The sequence below is a fragment of the Pseudomonas sp. 5P_5.1_Bac1 genome, assembly GCF_025466015.1.
GTDB lineage: Bacteria > Pseudomonadota > Gammaproteobacteria > Pseudomonadales > Pseudomonadaceae > Aquipseudomonas.
In genome coordinates, this window is sequence record NZ_JANLNX010000070.1 from 127210 (window position 1) to 147214 (window position 20005).

General features: G+C 65.6%; 19 protein-coding genes. 10 read left to right on the plus strand and 9 right to left on the minus strand.

Going from position 1 to position 20005, the window contains the following annotated elements; all coding sequences use genetic code 11:
* Nucleotides 1–62: 62 nt before the first annotated feature.
* From NTD82_RS15595 to NTD82_RS15605, 3 genes are all read right to left on the minus strand, one after another.
* On the minus strand, nt 63–3326 hold the full coding sequence (locus tag NTD82_RS15595) for a transporter substrate-binding domain-containing protein (RefSeq protein WP_262129349.1): 3264 nt from the start codon (nt 3324–3326) through the stop codon (nt 63–65).
* Nucleotides 3327–3333: 7 nt separating this feature from the next.
* Entirely contained in the window at nt 3334–3948 is a 615-nt protein-coding gene (locus NTD82_RS15600; RefSeq protein ID WP_095155036.1) for a response regulator transcription factor, read from the minus strand.
* Between the two features lie 283 nt (nt 3949–4231).
* The gene (locus NTD82_RS15605) at nt 4232–4822 is read right to left on the minus strand and encodes a DUF4157 domain-containing protein (protein WP_262129350.1); all 591 of its coding nucleotides are present in this window, start codon (nt 4820–4822) and stop codon (nt 4232–4234) included.
* 154 nt (nt 4823–4976) lie between these two features.
* Between NTD82_RS15605 and NTD82_RS15610 the strand changes: the two genes are divergently transcribed.
* Nucleotides 4977–5606 carry a LysE family translocator gene (locus NTD82_RS15610; RefSeq protein WP_095155034.1) on the plus strand — a complete coding sequence of 210 codons (630 nt, stop codon included), beginning with the start codon at nt 4977–4979 and terminating at the stop codon, nt 5604–5606.
* Nucleotides 5607–5612: 6 nt separating this feature from the next.
* Here the strand turns inward: NTD82_RS15610 and NTD82_RS15615 are convergent, their stop codons facing one another.
* Entirely contained in the window at nt 5613–6179 is a 567-nt protein-coding gene (locus tag NTD82_RS15615) for a TetR/AcrR family transcriptional regulator (protein WP_262129352.1), read from the minus strand.
* A 92-nt stretch (nt 6180–6271) separates the two neighbouring features.
* Between NTD82_RS15615 and NTD82_RS15620 the strand changes: the two genes are divergently transcribed.
* Together NTD82_RS15620 and NTD82_RS15625 are read left to right on the plus strand one after the other, a co-directional pair.
* Nucleotides 6272–7006 (plus strand): SDR family oxidoreductase, encoded by a 735-nt coding sequence (locus tag NTD82_RS15620; protein WP_095155032.1) that lies wholly within the window; start codon nt 6272–6274, stop codon nt 7004–7006.
* 53 nt (nt 7007–7059) lie between these two features.
* Complete coding sequence (locus tag NTD82_RS15625) at nt 7060–7650, plus strand: 2-hydroxychromene-2-carboxylate isomerase (RefSeq protein ID WP_262129353.1); 591 nt, start codon at nt 7060–7062, stop codon at nt 7648–7650.
* Nucleotides 7651–7678: 28 nt separating this feature from the next.
* On the opposite strand, the gene NTD82_RS15630 is transcribed toward NTD82_RS15625, so the two are convergent.
* The gene (locus NTD82_RS15630) at nt 7679–8584 is read right to left on the minus strand and encodes a helix-turn-helix domain-containing protein (protein ID WP_262129354.1); all 906 of its coding nucleotides are present in this window, start codon (nt 8582–8584) and stop codon (nt 7679–7681) included.
* 175 nt (nt 8585–8759) lie between these two features.
* Here NTD82_RS15630 and NTD82_RS15635 point away from each other — a divergent pair, with 175 nt between their 5' ends.
* The 4 genes from NTD82_RS15635 (at nt 8760) to NTD82_RS15650 (ending at nt 13074) form a co-directional block, all read left to right on the plus strand.
* Nucleotides 8760–9584, plus strand: a complete 825-nt coding sequence (locus tag NTD82_RS15635; protein WP_095155030.1) for an SDR family NAD(P)-dependent oxidoreductase — start codon at nt 8760–8762, stop codon at nt 9582–9584.
* Nucleotides 9581–11311, plus strand: coding sequence for an FAD-dependent oxidoreductase (locus NTD82_RS15640; protein ID WP_262129356.1), 1731 nt, complete (start codon nt 9581–9583; stop codon nt 11309–11311). The genes NTD82_RS15635 and NTD82_RS15640 overlap by 4 nt, the downstream gene beginning before the upstream one ends.
* Nucleotides 11311–11640 carry an NIPSNAP family protein gene (locus NTD82_RS15645; protein WP_262129358.1) on the plus strand — a complete coding sequence of 110 codons (330 nt, stop codon included), beginning with the start codon at nt 11311–11313 and terminating at the stop codon, nt 11638–11640. Before NTD82_RS15640 ends, NTD82_RS15645 begins: the two co-directional genes overlap by 1 nt.
* Nucleotides 11641–11724: 84 nt before the next feature.
* Nucleotides 11725–13074, plus strand: a complete 1350-nt coding sequence (locus NTD82_RS15650; protein WP_262129359.1) for an MFS transporter — start codon at nt 11725–11727, stop codon at nt 13072–13074.
* On the opposite strand, the gene ampC is transcribed toward NTD82_RS15650, so the two are convergent.
* Both ampC and NTD82_RS15660 read right to left on the minus strand, forming a co-directional pair.
* Nucleotides 13075–14205: a class C beta-lactamase gene (gene ampC, locus NTD82_RS15655; protein ID WP_262129360.1), complete on the minus strand. Its 1131-nt coding sequence runs from the start codon at nt 14203–14205 to the stop codon at nt 13075–13077.
* Nucleotides 14206–14285: 80 nt separating this feature from the next.
* A complete protein-coding gene (locus NTD82_RS15660) occupies nt 14286–16226 on the minus strand; it encodes a methyl-accepting chemotaxis protein (RefSeq protein WP_095155025.1) in 1941 nt (646 codons plus the stop codon).
* A gap of 253 nt (nt 16227–16479) precedes the next feature.
* Between NTD82_RS15660 and NTD82_RS15665 the strand changes: the two genes are divergently transcribed.
* The 3 genes from NTD82_RS15665 to NTD82_RS15675 all read left to right on the plus strand — a co-directional run bounded on the left by NTD82_RS15665 (nt 16480) and on the right by NTD82_RS15675 (nt 18610).
* Nucleotides 16480–16797 carry a DUF2388 domain-containing protein gene (locus tag NTD82_RS15665; protein ID WP_095155024.1) on the plus strand — a complete coding sequence of 106 codons (318 nt, stop codon included), beginning with the start codon at nt 16480–16482 and terminating at the stop codon, nt 16795–16797.
* Nucleotides 16798–16880: 83 nt separating this feature from the next.
* Nucleotides 16881–17327: an SRPBCC family protein gene (locus NTD82_RS15670; RefSeq protein ID WP_262129361.1), complete on the plus strand. Its 447-nt coding sequence runs from the start codon at nt 16881–16883 to the stop codon at nt 17325–17327.
* 83 nt (nt 17328–17410) lie between these two features.
* Nucleotides 17411–18610, plus strand: a complete 1200-nt coding sequence (locus tag NTD82_RS15675) for an MFS transporter (protein WP_262129362.1) — start codon at nt 17411–17413, stop codon at nt 18608–18610.
* A 3-nt stretch (nt 18611–18613) separates the two neighbouring features.
* Here the strand turns inward: NTD82_RS15675 and NTD82_RS15680 are convergent, their stop codons facing one another.
* Nucleotides 18614–19084 carry an FAD/FMN-containing dehydrogenase gene (locus tag NTD82_RS15680; RefSeq protein ID WP_262129363.1) on the minus strand — a complete coding sequence of 157 codons (471 nt, stop codon included), beginning with the start codon at nt 19082–19084 and terminating at the stop codon, nt 18614–18616.
* Between the two features lie 90 nt (nt 19085–19174).
* Nucleotides 19175–19963, minus strand: coding sequence for an AraC family transcriptional regulator (locus NTD82_RS15685; RefSeq protein WP_262129364.1), 789 nt, complete (start codon nt 19961–19963; stop codon nt 19175–19177).
* Nucleotides 19964–20005 lie beyond the last annotated feature (42 nt).

Sequence of the window (20005 nt, forward strand, 5' to 3'; positions counted from 1 at the left end):
CGCGCTCCTACAGGGTTCAATCGCAATCCTGTAGGAGCGAGCTTGCTCGCGATGCGGCCCCATCAATCAAGCCTGCGCAACAACCTCTCCAAACTCTCCTCCAGCCGCCCCTTCAGCACCTGCAATTCCCCATCCCCCAACTTCTGCGCACACCCTCGTTCCAGCGCATCGCAATGCGCCACCAGCCCGCGCGCCTTGAGCATTTTCATGCCGCCGCGAATCCGGTGGACCAGTGCCTTGAGCGCCGGTCGCGGCGAGTCCGGGCCGAGGGCGCGCAAGGCAGCAAGGTCCAGGGTGGTGCTGTGGGCCAGTTCGGCGATCAGGCGCTGGATCAGTTGCGGGTCGTTGAGGGTCAGGTGACGCAGTTCATCGAGGTCGAAACCGCTGTCGTCCTCGCTGGCTGCCATGGCGGGCGTCACGTCCAGCCCGCTCAGGTGCTGGCGCAAGGCGCCAAGGCCGATGGGCTTGAACAGGCAGTCATCCATTCCCGACGCCACGCAATGCTCGCGTTCCTCGGCCTGGGCATTGGCGGTCAGGCCGAGGATCAGGCAGCGGCGCCGCTGGCTCGCGGCCTCTTCAGCGCGCACCGCCTGGGCCAGCTCATGACCGTCCATGCCCGGCATATTGCAATCGGTGATCAGCACGTCGAACTGGCCGTCGCGCCATAGCTGCAACGCCGCGCTGCCGTCGCTGGCCTGGCTGACGCGGTGGCCGAGTACGCCGAGTTGCTTGTCCAGCAGCATCAGGTTGGCCGGGTAGTCATCCACCACGAGGATGTTCAGCGCCGGGCTGTTGGCCTGCGTCTCGCTGGTCACTTGCGCGCGCTCCAGCGGGCCGGCCCACGGCAGGCTCAGGTCGATCACCACCCGGGTGCCCTGGCCGGGTTCGCTGGAAAGCCGCAGCGCGCCGCTCATCAATTCGCACAGGGTCCGGCTGATCACCAGGCCTAGGCCGGTGCCCTGGCGCGCCGGCTGCTGGCCGACCTGGGCGAACGGGCTGAATAGCCGCGCCTGATCGGCGGCGCTGATGCCGATGCCGCTGTCCCGCACGCTGAGTTCGATGCGGGCATTCAGGTCGTCGCTCGCCGCCTCGATGTTCAACTCGACCCGCACCACGCCGTGTTCGGTGAATTTGATGGCGTTGCTCAGCAGGTTGGACAGCACCTGGCGCAATCGCAGCGGATCGACCAGCACCGACCGCGCCGGGCCGCGCAGGTCCAGTTCCAGGGTCAGGCCCTTGAGCCGGGCGCTGCTGTCGAAGACTTGCGCGGCACTGCGGATCAGCAGCGGCAGGTCGGTAGGTTCGGGGGCCAGGGCCATGTGCCCGGACTCGATGCGGGCGATGTCGAGCACGTCACCGATCAGTTCCAGCAGCCCGCTGGCGGAGTCGAACGCGACCTGCAACGACGGCTGGTCGATGCGGCCCTGGGCGGCATCTTTCAGGGCCAGTTCCAGCAGGCCGATCACCGCGTTCATCGGCGTGCGGATTTCATGGCTCATGGTGGCGAGAAACGCACTCTTGGCGTGGTTGGCGTTGTCGGCCTGTTCCTTGGCCTGGCGCAGTTCGAGCAGCAGTCCTTCGCTGATTTTCAGTTGCCGTTGCAGCGCCTGTTCGGCCTCGGTGCGCTGGCCGATCAGGCGGCGCAGGTAGCGGTTCCAGAACACCACGGCGGCGATCAGCAGGCCGGCGACCACCAGAATCTGCAGCACCAGCTCGCGGTAGTTGCGCCACGGGTTGTCGCTGATCAAGGCATTGGTCCGCCAACGGTTGGCAAGCTGGGTCATCTCATCCGGCTCGATGCTGAGCAGGGTCTTTTCCAGGATCGAATGCAGCAAGGTGTTGCCGTGAGCGGTGGCGAACGCGGCGGTCGCCGGGGTGTCGTCGAGCAGCGCGGCGATGCGCAGGCGGTCCTTGAACAGCCGGCTGATGAAATAGGCGGCGTTGATCTGTGAGCTGATGGCGGCATCGGCGCGGCCCTGAGCGACGTACTCCATCAACGCCAGCGGGTCATCGACTTCCACCAGTTCGATAGCCGGGTGCTCGCGGCGCAAGGTCTGCGCGTACGGCGTGCCACGGATCAGCGCCAGGCGTTTGCCGGCCAGCGCTTCGGCGGTGTCGGGGGCATTGGCGTGGGCGGCGGTGACCAGCACCCGTGGCGTGGTCAGGTAAGGCCGGGTGAAATCAAGGGTACGGGCGCGCTCGGCGCCGTAGGGCAGGGTGCCGACCAGATCGGCCTGACCGTCTTCGACCAACTGGATCATCTCCGGCACCGAGGCCGCCTCGACGACCTGGAAGTCGAGGCCGGTGCGCAGGCCGATCTGTTCCAGCAGGTCGGCGGTGATGCCGCGAAACTGCTGTTTGTCATCAATGAACGTCAGCGGCGCAAAGTACTTGTTGATCGCCACTCTGACCTTGGGATTAGCGCGGATCCACGCCAGTTCGTTCGGCGTCAGGACCAGCGCGCCGCGGTTGAGCAGGACGCTGTTGAGGCCGCTGCTCCAGCGCCGGGCGACATTCATCCGGTCGCTTTCCGACAGGCTGTCGAGGGCCTGGTTGAGCACCCGCAGCAAGGTGCTGTTGTCGTGTTCGAGGGCGAAGTTGAAGGACGAGCGCAGCGGTTTGACGTAGTAGCTGATCTGCACGCTGTCGCGGTAGTGGTTGCCGATCAGGTAGTCGGCGCTGATGGCATCGCCGATGAAGGCGTCGGCATCGCCCTGGGTCAGGGCCGACAACGCGGCCATGCTCGACGCATAAAGCTGCAGGTTCGCGCGGGGATAGACCTCGCGGATGCGTTCGGCCGGCAGGTAGTGATCGACCATCGCCAGGCGCAGCCCGGCGAGGTCATCGTCGGGGTTGCGTGGTTTGCCCAGTGGCGTGGCGATGACCGCCTGATCCTCGGCGTAGGGCAGGCTCGACAGCAACTCGCTGTCGGCGCCCTCGAAACCGTTGGCGCTGCCTAGCAGGTCGATTTCGCCACGGTGCAGGGCCTGGATCGCCTGGCTGCGGTCGGGGTAATGCAGCACCTGGACGCCGACCCGCAACTGCTCAGCCAGCAGCCCGGCGTAGTCGGCGGTGAGGCCTTCGTAGTCGTGCTGGCTGACGTTGATGTCGAAGGGCGGGTAGTCCGGCGCCGAGGTGCCCAGGCGCAGGACTTTCTTGCGTTCCAGCCATTGCCGGTCGGCGCTGCTGAGGATTGGCGCCGCGCTGCTGCTGACCGAACGATCGAGCAATTCGCGCTGGGTCACCGGCTCGCTGGCCGGCAGCGGCCCGGGCAGCAGCAGGAGCAAGCCGCCGAAGCCCCAGGCGCAGAACAGATGGGCGTTCATGAGCGCTTCAGAGCATTTCGTGGCGGTTGGCCAGGTCGAGCAGTTCCGCCAGCGAGCGGACCTGGAGCTTGTCCATGATGCGGGTCTTGTAGGTGCTGATGGTCTTCGCGCTGAGGATCATGGCGTCGGCGATTTCGTTGTTGCTTGCGCCTTTGGCCAGTTGCCGCATCACCTCGAACTCGCGATTGGACAAGCGCTCCAGGCGCTCGGCCTCGGAGTTGGAGCGGGGCGCCATGCGCAGGGCGTCGGGCAGGTAGGAGTAACCGTTGAGCACGGCCTTGAGGGCGCCGCTGAAAATCTGCAGATCCTCGTCCTTGCGCACGAAGGCCGACGCGCCGGCCTCGATGCAGCGCTTGGCGAACAGCCTGGGCGGCAGCCCGGTGAACACCAGAATCCGTGGCGGCGGGTCCAGGGCGCGCAGGCGTTCCAGCACGCTGAGGCCGTCGAGCCGCGGCAGGCCGAGGTCGAGAATCACCACATCGGGGCTGTGTTCCTGGCTCAGGCTGACGGCGGTGACGCCGTCGTGGGCCTCGCCGACGACCTCGTAGCCTTCGCGCTCAAGCAGCAGGCGAGTGGCAAAACGAATGGTGGGGTGATCATCGACGATCAGAATCTTGTGCATCGCAGGCCCTGCATCAGGAATGGATTTTTCCCGAGTCACTCAGGAGAGGAAACCGCCGGTTCTGACGGGCCGCTCACGATACGTCGAATCAGGTTCGATGAGTACGAGGAGTATAGAAGCGTGGAACAATTCCGGCTGGATAGATGAAAAGTCCTACAGGAACTGTGAAGAGTCTGTCAGTGGTACACGGCGCCAAGGGCGTTGGGCGCCGGGTGTGTTGCTGACGGGGCAGGGGGAATTGTGCTGACACGCCGTTTCCCCTTGAGTCGCTTGAAGGGTCGGCTCAATGCGCCGGATGCGCGGCGAGGGTGGCGCCCGGCGCCAGTTTGAGCGCTTTGCCGACCTCGGCCTGGATCGCATAGGCCGGCGCTTCCACCGCATCGAAATTGCGCGTGTAGCGCGCGGCGAACCCTTCCACGCCCCATTGCTGGTATTGCTGCACATGCTTGAGTTCGTGGGCCCACAGGGCGACGTTGTCGCGGGCGTCTTCGGCAGTGCGGAAGACGATCACGTCGACCAGGGTCACGGCGCTGACGTCGGGGTTCTGCAGGAAGGCGCTGGCCGCGTCGAGTTGCTGGGTGTTGCCGACCTGATAGCGGGCGGCATCGAGCACCTGGAAGTCGTACCAGCGCTCCAGTTGCGCGCGGATGTGCAGCGGAATCGGTTCGACCCCGCTGGCCACGGCGCTGTCGCGTGACAGCGCGAGCCAGTTGGCCAGCCCCGAAGAGGCCATGCGCGTGACATTGTCGAGCAGGGTGAACAGGTCATCGGCCTGGCCCGTCGCCGGTGTGGCGGCGGATGCGCCAGGCGCGGCGCCGAGCGCCAGGCACAGCAGCAGCGAGGGGCACAGCCTGAAGGGAACGCGGAGGGACATGTAGCTCCTGCCGGGGATCAGCGGCGAATGTCGGGGATGTGCAGTTTGACCGGTCGCGCAAACTTTAGTTACTGCCGTCCGACAAATTGTCCGGGGGCTTGAGTGGGAAGGGCGGCGCAGGCATCCTTCGCGCTTTGATCTGCCTGGAGCCGTCATGGACGCCTCGACCCTTCTGCTTTACGTCATCGCCGCCAGCGCGGTGATGGTCACGCCCGGCCCGGCGATGCTGCTGGCCCTCAACAACGGCGCCAGCCACGGCATGCGCGTGGCCGGCTTCGGCATGGCCGGGGCGATGCTCTCCGACCTGATCCTCATTGGCGCCGTGGGTTGCGGCCTTGGCGCCTTGCTGCAAGCCTCGGAGCACTTGTTCAGCCTGGTCAAATGGGTGGGCGCGGCGTACCTGCTGTATCTCGCGGTGATGCTCTGGCGTGCGCCGGTGCAGGCGTTGAGTACCAGCGGCACGGCGGTCGCTGTGAGCGGTCGTTCGAGCTTTCTGCGGGCGCTGTTCGTCGGCCTGTCCAATCCCAAGGGCTTGCTGTTCTTCTCGGCATTCCTGCCGCAGTTCATTCGCCCGGACCAACCGGTGTTGCAGCAGTACCTGGTGCTCGCGGTTGTCACCGCGTCGCTCGACTGCCTGGTGATGATTGTCTATGCCCTCGGCGGGCGACACGCGGTACGTGCCTTCTCGGCGCGGGTGATGCAATGGATCAACCGCGGCTGCGCCGGCATGCTCGCGGTACTGGCGGTCGGCGTCAGCCTGTACCGCCGCAACGACCTGCACTGATTCCCCTCACGGCACTTGCTCCAGCGCCTTGCGCGCAAATCCCCGGCTGGCCGCCAGCACGGCCTCCCGGGTGTCTTCCCCGGCGAGCATCCGCGCCACCAGCAGCGCCCCGACACACTGACTCAGCAGCACCCAGGCCAAGGCTTCGTCCTTCAGCGTGACAGCCCACGCCTGGTGCAACGTTTTCAGCCAGTGCTCGGCTTCTTCCCGCACCTTGATATCCGCCCGGGCGATTTCCGCGCCCAGGGCCGGAATCGCGCAGCCGTTTTCCGGGTTGTGCAGGTGCGCCAGGCTCAGGTACTGGTCGAGGCAGCGTTGCAGCTTGTCCCGGTTCAGCTCGCCGGCCTGGGTTTGCAGGTTGATGAAACTGTGGGACAGCTCCTCGCGGACGATCTCGCTGAACAGGTCGTCCTTGGACGGGAAGTGGTTGTAGAAGGCGCCGCCGGTCAGGCCGATGGCCTTCATCAAGCCGGCCACGCCGGTGGACGAGAACCCGCCCTGCTTGGCCAGGGCGCCGCTGCTTTGCACCAGCCGCTGCCGGGTCTGTTCCTTGTGGTCGTTGGAATAGCGCACCTGGGAAATCCTCTGTTACACGCTTGACGAATGTGCGGATCGTAGCATAGCGTTCGTTCACTAAACGATCATTCATCAATGAGGCGACACCCATGACCGATAACAACAAAAAAGTCGTACTGGTGATCGGCGCTGGCGATGCCACGGGCGGCGCCATAGCCAAGCGGTTTGCCCGTGAAGGCTATATCGCCTGCGTTACCCGGCGCAGTGCCGACAAGCTGCAACCGCTGCTGGATGAAATCCGCGCCGAGGGCGGCCAGGCCCATGGTTTTGGCTCCGATGCGCGCAAGGAGGAGGAGGTCGCGGCTCTGGTGGAGGAGATCGAAAGCAGCATCGGCCCGATTGACGCCTTCGTCTTCAATATCGGCGCCAACGTGCCTTGCAGCATCCTCGAAGAAACCCCGCGTAAGTACTTCAAGATCTGGGAAATGGCCTGCTTCGCCGGCTTCCTCACCGCGCAGGCGGTGGCCCGGCGCATGGTCACCCGTGAGCGCGGCACCATTCTCTTTACGGGCGCCACCGCCGGTTTGCGCGGCGCCGCCGGCTTCGCTGCCTTCGCCGGGGCCAAGCACGGCATCCGCGCCCTGGCCCAGAGCATGGCGCGGGAGTTGGGACCGCGTGGCATCCACGTTGGCCATGTGGTGGTGGATGGCGCCATCGACACCGCGTTTATCCGCGACAGCTTCCCCGAGCGCTACGCGCTCAAGGACCAGGACGGCATCCTCGACCCCGCGCATATCGCCGACAACTACTGGCACCTGCACGCTCAGCCGCGGGATGCCTGGACCTTCGAACTGGACCTGCGCCCGTGGATGGAACGTTGGTAAGCCCCGTCGCTCGCCCTGGAATGACCCCATCTGCGCACAAGGACCTGAATCTCATGAGCAAGACCGTCGAATTCTTCTTCGATCTCGGAAGCCCCGCCAGCTACCTGGCCTGGACCCAACTGCCGCGGCTGCGTGCCGAGCACGGCGCCAACGTGGTGCTGCGCCCGATGCTGCTGGGCGGCGTGTTCCAGGCCACCGGCAACAGCTCGCCGGTGACCGTCCCGGCCAAGGCCCGCTACACCTACGCCGACTTCCAGCGCTATGCCGCCCGTTATGGTGTGACGCTGCGCTTCAGCCCGTATTTCCCGATCAACACCCTGACCTTGATGCGCGGCGCGATCGGCGTGCAACTGCGCCAGCCGGAGCGTTTCGAAGATTACCTGGCGGCGATGTTCACGGCGTTGTGGGTGACCGGGCGCAACCTCGGTGACCCGGCCGTGGTGGCCGAGGTGCTGACGGAGGCGGGGTTCGAAGCGGACGGCTTCGTCGCGCTGGTGGGCGATGCCGAGGTCAAGGCGGCGCTGAAGACTGTGACCGAAGAAGCGGTGGCCCGCGGGGTGTTTGGTGCGCCGACGTTCTTTGTCGGCGAGCAGATGTTCTTTGGTCAGGACCGCCTGGACTTTGTGGTGGACGCCCTGGGCTGATCGGCCGTCGCGCGCTGGGCGGTGTCCTTCACGAACACCGCGCCAGCGCCGGCCGGGGTTTGCCGCCGCCGCGAAAGTCGCTCGGGCTCATCCCGGCGTGCTTGCGGAAGAACCTGCTGAAGTAACCGACATCGACGAAGCCCAGCTCATGGGCGATGCCTTTAACGCTCAGATCGGAATGCCCCAGGCCGCGCTTGGCCTCCAGCACCATGCGGGCGTTGATCACGTTCATCGGGGTCATGCCCAAGTGTTCCTGGCACAGGCGGCCGAGGGTTGCGACCGTCATGCCCAGATCGCTGGCGTAGGCGTTTAGCGGGCGATGCTCGCGAAAATGCATGTCCACCAGTTCGCGGAATGCGGTGAGCTGCTGGCTGCGACGGGACGGCACGCGGCGCTGCGCGTCATCGCCGCCCAGATGCTCGTGGCGCAGGGCCTGGACAAACAGCGCCAGCAGCAGCGACATGCTGCACGCCACATGCTCGCGGGCCCGGTTGTGGTACTCCTCGCTCAACGCGCGGCACAGCGGCAGCAGCGGGTCTTCGTCCTCGCGCCAGTGCGGCAGGGCGATCACATGGGGTTTGCGAATCTGGCTCGACAGGCTAGGTGCCAGCACCTGGGCGATGCTTTCCAGCGGATGCTGCGCCGCCGTGATGACCTGGCCCTCGACCTGGCCGGCCCAGTGGAAACCATGCACCACCTGGGCGGGCACGAACACCACGCACGGCGCCTGCACCGGCACCCGGTCGCTGTCGAACAGCACTTCACCGCCGCCGCTCTGCACGTAGAGCAACTGCAACAGGCCGTCATGGCGGTGGGCGGCGATTTCCCAGTTGTGGGCGCCGGAGCGTTTCGAGATCGACTCCACATGCAGCGACTCATGCCACACCGGCTGGGCCGTCTCGCCGTAGAGGGCGTAATTGGGGATCTTGTTCATGTTCTTGTAATTGTGTGATCGCGACCCGGCCACTGTGCCACAGCCCTGGCCGGGCATCAGGCGTGGCCGGCGATTTTGTCGAAAATGTCTGGACGGTTGCAGGTTTTGTCCATTCTTGCCGCAGGGCCGCGGTCCTAGTCTGTTCGCCAGAACAAGCGACACTCTGGAGAGCAGCATGAATAACAACACTTCCTCCCATTGGCTGGGCCTGGACGCCGCCGTTTGCGTGGTCACCGGCGGTGCCGGCGGGATTGGCGCGGCGCTCGCGGCGGCATTGGTGGAGCAGCAGGCCCATGTGGTCCTGCTGGACCGCGACGCCGATAAATGCCGCGAACTGGCGGCCACCCTTGGCGAACACAGCGTCGGCGAGGTCAGCGCCCTGGCCTGCGATATCGCCGACCCGCGCAGCGTGGCCGAGGCGGCGGCCAAGGTGCAGGCGCTGCACGGCCGCTGCGATGTGCTGGTCAACAACGCCAGCGTGCTGCGTCCGGGGGCGCTCGAAGGCCTGGACCTCGATCACTGGAATCAGGTGCTGGCGGTCAACCTCAGCGGCTATCTGCTGTGCGCCCAGGCGTTCGGCCGCTCGATGCTGGAGCGCGGTAGTGGCCGCATCGTCCATATCGCTTCGATTGCCGCCCATTTCCCGCAGCCCAACAGCGGCGCTTATAGCGCGGCCAAGGCCGGGGTCAGCATGCTGTCGCGTCAGCTCGCGGTGGAGTGGGGGCCGCGCGGGGTGCGCAGCAACGCGGTGTGCCCGGGCTTGATCCGCACGCCGTTGTCGGCGGCGTTCTACGCCGACCCGGAGATCGAGCGTCAGCGCAGCGCCATGACTGCCAATCGCCGTATCGGCGAGCCGGTGGATATTGCCCAGGCAGCGCTGTTTCTTGCCAGCCCGCGGGCCGATTACATCAACGGTGCCGAACTGACGGTGGATGGCGGCCTGGAAAGCATGCCCATGGCGCTGATTCCGCGTCCCGGTTTCGAGGGGGCACGGTCATGAACGAGAGAAGCTGCGATGTGCTGGTGATTGGCGCCGGTGCCGGTGGCCTGGCCACCGCGATCACCGCGAAGAAACACGGGCTGGATGTGCTGGTCATCGAGAAGGACGACTGCTTCGGCGGCACCACGGCGTTTTCCGGTGGCGTGCTGTGGGTGCCGGGCAATATTCACGGCAAGGCCCAGGGCGCCGGTGACAGCCGGGAAAAGGCCCTGACCTATCTGCGCAATGAAACCGGCGCCTGCTTCGATGAGGCCGGGGTCGAGGCGTTCCTGCGCTACGGCCCGGAGATGGTGGAGTACTTCGAGCGGGAAACGGCGGTCAAATTCGTCCCCACCCTGTACCCGGACTACCACCCCGAGGTGGGCGGCGGCCTGGACATCGGTCGCTCGATTCTCGCCGCGCCCTACGATATCCGTGGCCTGGGCGCGGACATGGCGCGCCTGCGCCCGCCGCTGAAGACCATCACCTTCATCGGCATGATGTTCAATTCGTCCAATGCCGACCTCAAGCACTTCTTCAACGTCACCCGTTCCCTGACCTCGTTCGCCTACGTCACCCGGCGCCTGTTGACCCACCTCAAGGAGCTGGCGCTGTACCGCCGTGGAACCCAGGTCACCAGCGGCAATGCCCTGGCGGCGCGGCTGGTGCGCTCGGCGCTGGACCTGGGCATCCCGATCCTCACCGGGACGCCGGCTCGCCAGTTGCTCAGCGAAGGCGGGCGGGTCACGGGCGCGCTGGCCAGCGAAGGCGGGCGTGAATTTCGCATCAATGCCCGGCGCGGCGTGGTGCTGGCCTGCGGTGGTTTCTCCCACGACCTGCAACGGCTGAAACAGGCCTATCCCCATGTGCGTCGCGGTGGCGAGCATTTCTCGCCGGTGCCGGCGGGTAATAGCGGCGACGGCGCGCGCATGGCCGAAAGCCTCGGCGCTCGGGTGGAAATCCGTCTGCAGGCGCCCGCTGCGTGGATGCCGGTGTCCAAGGTGCCCATGGGCGGCGGGCGCTATACCGCGTTTCCGCACCTGCTCGATCGCTACAAGCCAGGGGTGATCGGCGTGCTGCGCAGCGGCCGGCGTTTCACCAATGAATCGGACTCCTATCACGATGTCGGCGCGGCGCTGATCGACGCCTGCACCGGAGAGACGGAAACTGCCATGTGGCTGGTCTGCGACCGGCGCACCCTCGGCAAATACGGCCTCGGCTACGCCAAACCGGCGCCAATGCCTCAAGGCCCGCTGCTGCGCAACGGCTACCTGTTCAAGGGCCGCACCCTCGCCGAACTGGCAGCGCGCACCGGCATCGATGCCCAGGGGCTGGAGCAGACCGTTCGCCAGTACAACCTCGGTGCGGTAAAGGGCGAGGACCGCCAGTTCGGGCGCGGCACCACTACCTTCAACCGCTACCTGGCCGATCCCGCGCACCAACCGAACCCGTGCGTGGCGCCGATTGGCGAAGGCCCGTATTACGCAGTGAAAGTGATCATGGGCGATCTCGGCACCTTCGACGGCATCCGCACCAGCGTCGTCGGCGAAGTGCTTGGCGCCGACCAGCGGGCGATTGCCGGCCTCTACGCGGTGGGCAACGACCGCGCGAGCATCATGGGCGGCAACTACCCCGGCGCCGGCATCACCCTCGGCCCGATCATGACCTTTGGCTACATCACCGGCCGCCATCTGGCCGGCGTCGACCAGGGCCTTGACGATGCCGGTGCTGCGCAGGAGGTGGCGTGATGGACAAGGCCATCGTCGATCACCGCATCTACACCATCAGGCCACGGTGCATGGCGGCCTTTCTCGACGCCTTCGACCAACTGGCGATGCCGATCCTGCTGCGCCACCTCGGCGCGCCGCTGGCGTTCTACACCAGCAGCATCGGTCCGCTGAACCAGGTGGTTCATCTATGGGGCTACGACAGCCTCGACGATTTCGAAAAACGCAGTGCCGCGCGCGACGCCGACCCGGATTTCGCCGCCTACCTGCACGCTACCCGCGATCTGGTGCTGGCCCAGGAGACCCGCGTCATCAAGCCCGTGCACCTGCGCAGTCTCGACCGCCGTTGAGTTGCCGACCGCCGCACGCCCACACGCGTGCGGCGGATTTCCGCGTACTGCAACCACACACAAAAACAACAAGAGGCAAGGGCAGTGGACACTTCCAACAGCATCAACATCCGCCGGCTGATCGATGATCAGCCGGTCAGCGGCTACCAGAAATGGGTGGTCTTCCTCGGTTTCCTGATCATCGCCCTGGATGGTCTGGATGTGGCAATCATCGGCTTCATCGCGCCGCAACTGAAAAGCGAATGGGGGCTGGGGCCGCAGGACCTCGGCCCGGTGCTCAGCGCCGCGCTGATTGGCCTGGCCTTGGGCGCGCTGGTGGCCGGGCCTCTGGCGGACCGCTACGGGCGCAAGCTGGTGCTGTTGGGCAGCGTGTTGCTGTTCGGCGGCTGGACCCTCGCTTCGGCCTTCGCACCGAATCTGGAAACCCTGGTGGCGCTGCGTTTTCTCACCGGGCTCGGCCTCGGTGCGGCGATGCCCAACGCCAGTACCCTGGTCAGCGAATACGCGCCGACGCGCAGCCGTTCGTTGCTGATTACCCTGGCGTTCTGCGGGTTTTCCCTCGGCGCGGCGCTGGGCGGCTTCGCCAGCGCCTGGATGATTCCCAACCTGGGCTGGCGCAGTGTGCTGGTGCTGGGTGGCGTGCTGCCGTTGCTGGTGGCGCCGCTGCTGTACTGGCGGCTGCCGGAGTCGGTGACCTTTCTGGTGCGCCAGGGCGCCGACCTCGAGTGCATTCGCGCCATCGTCCGCCGCCTGGCACCGGAGCGGGTCGGGCCGGGCACGGTCTTCACCTTGCCGGCAGCCGTGACGGCAGGCGGCGGGGCGGTCGGCACCATCCTGTCGCCGGGCTATCGCTTCGGCACCCTGATGCTCTGGGGTGGTTACATCCTCGCGTTGTTTCTGGTCTATCTGTTCAGCGGCTGGTTGCCGACGCTGGTGAAGGAGGGCGGTGGTTACTCGGTGGCCGAGGCGGCGATCGTGACCGCCTGCTTCCAGATTGGCGGGCCGGTGGGCGCGATTTCGGTGGGCTGGGCCATGGACCGCTGGAACCCGCAACGGGTACTGATGCTGGCCTTCGTGTTCAGTGGCGTGGTGATTTTCGCCATCGGCCAGGTGGCCGGTGCGTTTGCCTGGTTGTGCGTGATCGCCTGGGCCGTGGGCTTTGGCCTGAACGGCGCCAGCGTCGGCATGAATGCGCTGGCGGCGGCGTTCTACCCGGTCGAGGTACGGGCCACCGGCGCCAGCTGGATGAGCGGCATCGGTCGTCTCGGGGCGATTCTCAGCGCCTTCGCCGGGGCGCAGATGCTGGCGGCGGGCTGGAGCTTCGCCCAGGTGTTCGCGTCATTGCTGATTCCGGCCGGGCTGGCGGCGCTGGCGGTGTTGCTGCAGGGGCGCCAGACCGGTCGAAGCGCCCCAGTGGCCGTCCGCGCGCGCTAGTTAGTTGTCCAGCCGCTCCAGCAGGCTCCAGGCCAGCTTCACCCGCTCGCTATTGGGGTAGTTGCGGTTGGCCAGGATCACCACGCCACGCTGTTGCTCCGGCACGAACGCGATATACGCGCCGAAGCCGTTGGTGGCGCCGGTCTTGTTCACCCAGGCCCGTTGCTGCGGCGCCAGCGGCGGGTCGAGGGCCTTGACCGGCGCGCCCTGCAGCGCGGTGAGGTTGTCGTTGCCGTCGAGCAGGGTCTGCAAGGTCAGAGGATAGGCGTATTGCTCCCAGATCAGGTCCTGGGTCATGGCGCCGCGCTGGAAGTAGCCGCGATGGGTTGCCTGCACGGCCTGTTCATAGGGTGCGGCGAGTTTCACCCGGCCGAGGTTGATCTCGACGAAGCGCAGCAGGTCGCTGCTGCTGCTTTTCAGCCCGTAGGCTTGGTCGGCCAGCACGCCGGGATTGACCCGCACCGGGGCGCCGCCCTTGTCGTAACCCCAGGCATACAGCGCCTGTTGGTCTTTCGGCACGGCGAGATAGGTGTGCTTGAGTCCAAGTTCGGGCAGAAGCTGTTCCTGCATGGCCGTGACAAACGGGGTTTGCAGTTGCTTGGCGGCAATCACGCCGAGCATGCCGATGCTCGGGTTGGCGTAGGTGCGCCAGGTGCCCGGCGGCTGTTGCGGCGTCCAGACCTTGAGCCACGCCAGCAGTTGCGCGTCGTTGCTCACGGCATCGGGGAATTGCAGCGGCATGCCGCCGGTGGTGTGGGTGGCGAGGTTGATCAGCGACAGTTTGCCGAACGGCGTGCCGGCCAGTTCCGGCAGGTAGTCGCCAGCGCTGGCGGTCAGCGACAGCGTGCCCTTGGCCTGGGCGTAGCCGGCGAGGGTGGCGGTGAAGGTCTTGCTGATGGAACCCAGCTCGAACAGGGTGTCACGGGTCACCGGCTGGCCGCTGGCCTTGTCGGCCACGCCGAATTCATAGAAGTGCTGGCGGCCGTTATCCGTGATGGCGATGGCCAGGCCAGGAATGGCGTTGTCACGCATCAGCGCTTCGGCGGCGTCGCGCACATGTCGGTCGAAGTCGGTATCGGCCCAGGCGACCAGGGGCGTGGCGCAGAGCGCAACAAGGGCAAGAAGGCGCATGGAAAGCTTCCGTGTCGAAAAACACGCACCCTGCTTGAGATGGGCGGAAGTATCAAGGCCGATACTTCCGCCGTGTCACCTCAGGACTTGAAGCGGCCCACCAGGCCACTCAGCTCCTGCGACAACTCCGACAGCCGTCCGGAGTCCTGCTGCGCCGAACGGGCCAGGTCCTCGACCCGCCGCGCTTCGTCGTAGATCTGCTGGATATGCCGGTTGATCTCTTCGGCGACGCTGTGCTGCTCTTCCGCCGCCGCCGAGATCTGCAGGTTCTGGTCGCGGATCTCGTTGACCGACAACTGGATGCCTTCGAAGCTGTCCTGCGCGCTGGCGATGGACGATACGCTGGCACGGGACAGGTCCAGGCAGCTTTCCATTTTCTGCGAGACTTCCTGGGTCTTGCTGCCGAGGGTGCCGAGCAACTGATCGATCTCGCCGGTGGAATCGGAGGTGCGCTTGGCCAGTGCCCGCACTTCATCGGCCACCACCGCGAAGCCGCGGCCCTGATCGCCGGCCCGGGCCGCTTCGATGGCCGCGTTCAGCGCCAGCAGGTTGGTCTGTTCGGCGATGGCGCGGATGGTGCCGAGGATCTGGTTGATGTCGCGGCTGCCCTGTTCCAGCTCGACCATGGCCTGGGACGATTCAGTCAGGCGATTGCTCAGGCGGTTGACGTTATTGGTGGTCTGCTCGATCTGCTGCTTGCCTTCGGCAACCCGGCGGTGGCCATTTTCCGCCGCGTCGGCGGCGCTGCTGCAGGAGCGGGCGACTTCGTTGGCGGTGGCGACCATCTCGTTGAAAGCGGTTGACACCAGTTCGACGGCTTCGCGCTGGCGCCCGGCGGCGTCGTTCATGTTGCCGGCCATTTCGCTGTTGGTCTGCGAGGCGCGTTGCAGATTGCCCGAGGCGGCGCCGATGTGCTGGATCAACTGGCGGATCGCCGCGAGGAATTTGTTGAACCAGCCGGCCAGCTCGGCCGTTTCATCCTTGCCTTGCACCTGCAGGTCACGGCGCAGGTCGCCTTCGCCTTCGGCGATCGACTGCAGGCCGGTGCTGACCTGGCCGATCGGCTTGACGATCACCCGCGAGAACGCCGCCGCAACGAGGGCGAAGACCAGCGCCAGGACGATGACGATGATCGCCGTGAGCCAGGTCATGCGGGTGGCGGTGCCCATCACTTCCTTGTGCTCGATCAGGCCGATGAAGTGCCAGCCCAGGCCCGGGGAGGTCCAGGTGTTGGCCATGTAGCGCACGCCATTGAGTTCGACTTCGGTGACGCCCTGGCCGGTGGCTGCCAGGTGTGCGTACGGCGCGCCGAGGTCGGCGAGCTTCTTGAAGCTGTGGCTGGCGTCGCGCGGATCGACCAGCACGGTGCCGTCCTCGACCAGCATCACGTAGCCGCTGTCACCCAGCTTGATGCTCTTGATCAGCTCGGTGAGGTTTTTCAGCGAGACACTAACGACGAACACGCCCTTGGCCTTGCCGGCCTCGTCGAGCAGCGCCCGCGCGGTGCCGACCAGGGCCACGTCATCCTTTTCGTAGTAGTACGCCGCCGTGCGCACGGTCTTCTGCGGGCTGGCCATCGCGGCCTTGTACCAGGGGCGGGTGCGCGGGTCGTAGTTGGCCAGTTGCGGGTCATCCGGCCACTTGGCGTAGCTGCCGTCTTCCAGGCCGATGGACAGAATCGCCGCGGCCGGATGAGTGGCGCCATAACGGGAAAAAGCTTCAATCACTTGTTTCGCCGCTGGCGGCAGTGGTTGGCTGGGGGCGTCGGTACTGATGTACTGTTTTAATTGTTCTACAGAGTTGTATACAGGATCTTTGGACATTTGATCGACGTTCTGTGAAGTGCCGTCGAAGAACTGCCGCATATTACCGTCGATCTGGCGTATTTCACGGGTGCTGCTTTCGACGAACTGATCGACCGCATCACTGCGGATACTCAGCACCGACAGGGCACCGACAAGGCTTACCGGAATAAATGCCACCAGTACGAAGGCAAGTATGAGTTTGTTCTTTATTTTCATCGTGAGGTACATCCATGCAGGCAGATGGCAGTGTTGTTTGCGGTAATGGCAACTTGCTATTTTTTGCTTCATCAGACCGTGTACATAAATATTTGGCAAGTACTTCGTATACACGTTGCGAGTTAATTGTTTTGATCTGTTGGTCAGGTTTTACCCTGTTGCTGACTGGCCTTTCTGTTCATCCGATGGAACTCCGTCCTCGGCGTGCGCATCCTAGACTGAGTAATACCTGTCATTTCCGGAGGATTCCGTCATGCGGCGTACATTGCTCGTTTCTTCGTTGTTGCTCTGCCTGCCTTTCGGCACGGCGCTGGCCCGGGTTGATGCTGGTGATGTCGCCACTTCGGCCGGTGTCTCCGCTTCGCTGTATTCCACCTTCAAGGACGACAAACGGATCATCCCGGCGCGTGACGAGGCGTCCAGCTTTGTCGCCAGCGGTGGCGCGATCCGCGGCGCTTACCTGGAGTCGGTGCTGCAACGCGTGCGCCAGGAAAACCCCGGCATCCAGGCCAGTGACGAAGAACTGGCGCGGGCGATTCTGGTGAGCGATCACTTCGGTGATGAGCGCTGAAAACGGCACCAGGCGGACGGCTGGACGCCGCGCGGGTCTTCGACTTGACTGGTTACACCCCGTGACCTGACCAGGAGATGACCATGAGCAGCAACACCGTTCGCCTGTACCGTGTGTTCAAGGCGCCCGCCGAGCGCGTCTACCGGGCGTTTCTCGACGCCGAGGCGATGGCCAAATGGCTGCCGCCCCACGGCTTCACCTGCAAGGTCGATCACTTTGACCCGCGGGTGGGTGGCACCTACAAGATGTCCTTCAGCAATTTTTCCAGCGGCCAGCGCCACGGCTTCGGCGGTGAGTACACCGAGTTGCTACCCAACGAGCGCATCCGTTACACCGATCGTTTCGACGACCCCAACCTGCCCGGCGAAATCATCGCGACCATCACCTTCAAGGCCGTGTCGTGCGGGACCGAGGTGCATATTGTCCAGGAGGGTCTGCCCAGCGTGATTCCGCTGGAAGGCTGCTACCTGGGCTGGCAGGAGTCGTTGAATCAATTGGCGGCACTGGTGGAGCCGGAAATCCCCGGCTGAGGCGCTTTCCGCGAGAAAGGGCATCGTATTCATGTTTTGTTACTGTTTTAATGGCGAGTCCAGTTGCACGGACCGCCTGAATCATGCCCGAAGCTCACGACGCCGTTCTCCCATCCCGCGCTGAAACCTCGCCACGCCGCCGCGCCTTGCTGGCGGCTTGCGGCGCGCACGCTGTACACGATGGCCTGACTGACCTGATCTATGTGCTGCTGCCGATCTGGCAGGTCCAGTTCGGCCTGAGCTATGCGCAGATCGGCCTGCTGCGCGGCGCGTGGTCAGCCACCATGGCGGCGTTCCAGTTGCTGGCCAGCCGTGCGGCACGGCGCTTTGGTCGCGAGCAGTTGCTGATTGGCGGCACCGTGCTGATTGGCGTGGCCTACCTGCTGGCGGGGCAGGCCGGTGGCCTGATCGCCTTGTTCGCCGCGCTGGTGCTTGGCGGACTTGGCGCCAGCACGCAGCACCCGCTGGCCTCGTCGCTGGTCAGCGATACCCACGAGCCCGGGGCGCCGGTCAAACAGGCGCTGTCGCATTACAACTTCGCCGGTGATATCGGCAAAACCCTGATTCCGGCGCTGGTGGGCGTGTCCCTGACGGTAATGAGCTGGCGCTTGAGCGTGACCCTGGCCGGGGTGCTCGGCTTGCTGGCGGCGCTGGCGATGTACCTGTTGATCCCGCGCGGCAACAGCGAGCATGCGGCCGCCGCGAAAAAGGTCGGCGATCATGCCGGCACCGGCTCGGTGGCTGGCCTGCGGGCGTTGCTGGCGACCGGCTTTCTCGACAGCGCCGTGCGCATGGGTTTTCTCACCTTCCTGCCGTTCCTGCTCACCGACAAGGGCGCGGGTACGGCCGGTATCGGCCTGGCGTTGACCCTGCTGTTTATCGGCGGCGCCTTCGGCAAGCTGATCTGCGGCTACCTGGGCGCGCGTTTCGGCCTGCTGAAGACGGTCTGGCTCAGCGAGTCGCTGACGGCGGCGCTGGTGGTGGCGGCGGTGTTCCTGCCGCTCAACGCGCTGATGATCATGCTGCCGCTGCTCGGGCTGGTGCTCAATGGCACCTCGTCGGTGCTCTATGGCGTGGTGCCGGAACTGGCGGCGGCGGGCCGGCGCGAACAGGCGTTTGCCCTGTTCTACACCGGCACCATCGGTGGCGGGGCGCTGGCGCCGATCGTCTTCGGACGCCTGGGGGATGCCAGCGGGGTGCCGTTCGCGCTGATGGTGCTGGCGGCGACCCTGCTGTTGACGCTGCCGCTGACCTGGTATGTGGACCGCGGCCTGCAGCGCTGACACTCAGCCTTCTGGCAAGGCGTCGAGGGCTTTGCGCAGGGCGTCGGCGTCGGTGAAGGTCTGCTTCGACACCAGCGTGCCGTTCTCCAGTTGCAGCACCAGCACCTGGGCTTCGCCGACCGCGTACTGCGGCACCACCTGGCCGTCGCGGTCGAGCACCACGCGGTAGTTGTAGTCGCGCATTGCAGGGACGGCGAACAGCTTGCTGATCAGCGCCGGCATGCGCTGGATATCGGCGACGAACACCGCATGGCGGGCTTCCAGGTAACCCTTGGGCTGTTCCGCCACGGCGGCCTTGACCAGCTTGGCGCCGTCCATGTCGCCAGCGGCAAGCAGGACCCGGGTGCCGGCGTCGAGGCTGAAGGCCTGGTCATGCTGGTCGTTGAGGGTGAAGGGCTTGAGGGTGTCGCCGACTTCGGCGGCGTTGGCCATGAACGGCAGCAGGCCCAGCAGCAGTACGCAAGCAGCTTTCACGAGTCGAATCCTTGAGCAGATTGGTAGGGAATTGCAGCAGGGGCGCAGCATAGCAAGCTCTGGTGACGTCGACCTGCGGCATGCTGCCGCTTACGCATGACCTCGTCCCAGTTCACCCGGCGACAAACCGAACAGCCTGCCAAACGCTGCGCTGAAGGCCGATAGCGAGTCGTAGCCACAGGCCAACGCCACATCGGTAACCCGCTCGCCGCGCTCCAGCGCCGGCAGCGCGCTGACCAGGCGCATGCGCTGGCGCCAGGTGCGGAAGGTCATGCCGGTTTCCTTGAGAAACAGCCGGCTGAGGGTCTTTTCGCTGACCCCGGCTTTTTCGCTCGCATCCATCAGGCTGATGCTCGCATGCGGGCGGGCCTGGGCTTTGCGGCACAGCGCGCGCAGGCGCGGGTCGCGGGGTTGCGGCAAGACCAGATCGAGCTCTTCGGCCAGACGCAGGCGATCCACCAGCACCTCGGCCAGACGGCCGTCGGCGCCGCTCAGATCGTAGTCCACCGGCACCTCGCCAAAGGAGCGGATCAGCTCGCGCAACAGCGGATCGACGGCGATCACCCGGCATTCTTCGCCGGGCCAGAGGGCCAGAGCGGGATCGAGGTAGAGGCTGCGAATGCAGGCGTCGGCCGTGCAGGTGACCCGGTGCGCGACCTGCGCCGGCACCCACACCGCACGGTGTGGCGGCACCACCAGCCGGGCGTTGTCGGTGTGCACTTGCAGCACGCCGTGCAGCGCGTGGGACAACTGGCCCCACGGATGCCGGTGGCGATAGTCGAGGGCGATGTTCGGCAAACTGCTGCGCTGCCCGTACAGCGGGCGCGGCAGGGCGGTGAGGTCGCTCAGTTGCAGCTGGTTTTGTCCGTTCGACGACATTAGTGGCGTTCTGGCGTTAGTCGGAAATTGCCGGACACCTTA

Coding starts and splice junctions, on each gene's coding strand:
- NTD82_RS15595 (WP_262129349.1), bottom strand. CDS start 3,326: ATGAACGCCCATCTGTTCTGCGCCTGGGGCTTCGGCGGCTTGCTCCTG.
- NTD82_RS15600 (WP_095155036.1), bottom strand. CDS start 3,948: ATGCACAAGATTCTGATCGTCGATGATCACCCCACCATTCGTTTTGCC.
- NTD82_RS15605 (WP_262129350.1), bottom strand. CDS start 4,822: ATGTCCCTCCGCGTTCCCTTCAGGCTGTGCCCCTCGCTGCTGCTGTGC.
- NTD82_RS15610 (WP_095155034.1), top strand. CDS start 4,977: ATGGACGCCTCGACCCTTCTGCTTTACGTCATCGCCGCCAGCGCGGTG.
- NTD82_RS15620 (WP_095155032.1), top strand. CDS start 6,272: ATGACCGATAACAACAAAAAAGTCGTACTGGTGATCGGCGCTGGCGAT.
- NTD82_RS15625 (WP_262129353.1), top strand. CDS start 7,060: ATGAGCAAGACCGTCGAATTCTTCTTCGATCTCGGAAGCCCCGCCAGC.
- NTD82_RS15630 (WP_262129354.1), bottom strand. CDS start 8,584: ATGAACAAGATCCCCAATTACGCCCTCTACGGCGAGACGGCCCAGCCG.
- NTD82_RS15635 (WP_095155030.1), top strand. CDS start 8,760: ATGAATAACAACACTTCCTCCCATTGGCTGGGCCTGGACGCCGCCGTT.
- NTD82_RS15640 (WP_262129356.1), top strand. CDS start 9,581: ATGAACGAGAGAAGCTGCGATGTGCTGGTGATTGGCGCCGGTGCCGGT.
- NTD82_RS15645 (WP_262129358.1), top strand. CDS start 11,311: ATGGACAAGGCCATCGTCGATCACCGCATCTACACCATCAGGCCACGG.
- ampC (WP_262129360.1), bottom strand. CDS start 14,205: ATGCGCCTTCTTGCCCTTGTTGCGCTCTGCGCCACGCCCCTGGTCGCC.
- NTD82_RS15660 (WP_095155025.1), bottom strand. CDS start 16,226: ATGAAAATAAAGAACAAACTCATACTTGCCTTCGTACTGGTGGCATTT.
- NTD82_RS15665 (WP_095155024.1), top strand. CDS start 16,480: ATGCGGCGTACATTGCTCGTTTCTTCGTTGTTGCTCTGCCTGCCTTTC.
- NTD82_RS15670 (WP_262129361.1), top strand. CDS start 16,881: ATGAGCAGCAACACCGTTCGCCTGTACCGTGTGTTCAAGGCGCCCGCC.
- NTD82_RS15675 (WP_262129362.1), top strand. CDS start 17,411: ATGCCCGAAGCTCACGACGCCGTTCTCCCATCCCGCGCTGAAACCTCG.
- NTD82_RS15685 (WP_262129364.1), bottom strand. CDS start 19,963: ATGTCGTCGAACGGACAAAACCAGCTGCAACTGAGCGACCTCACCGCC.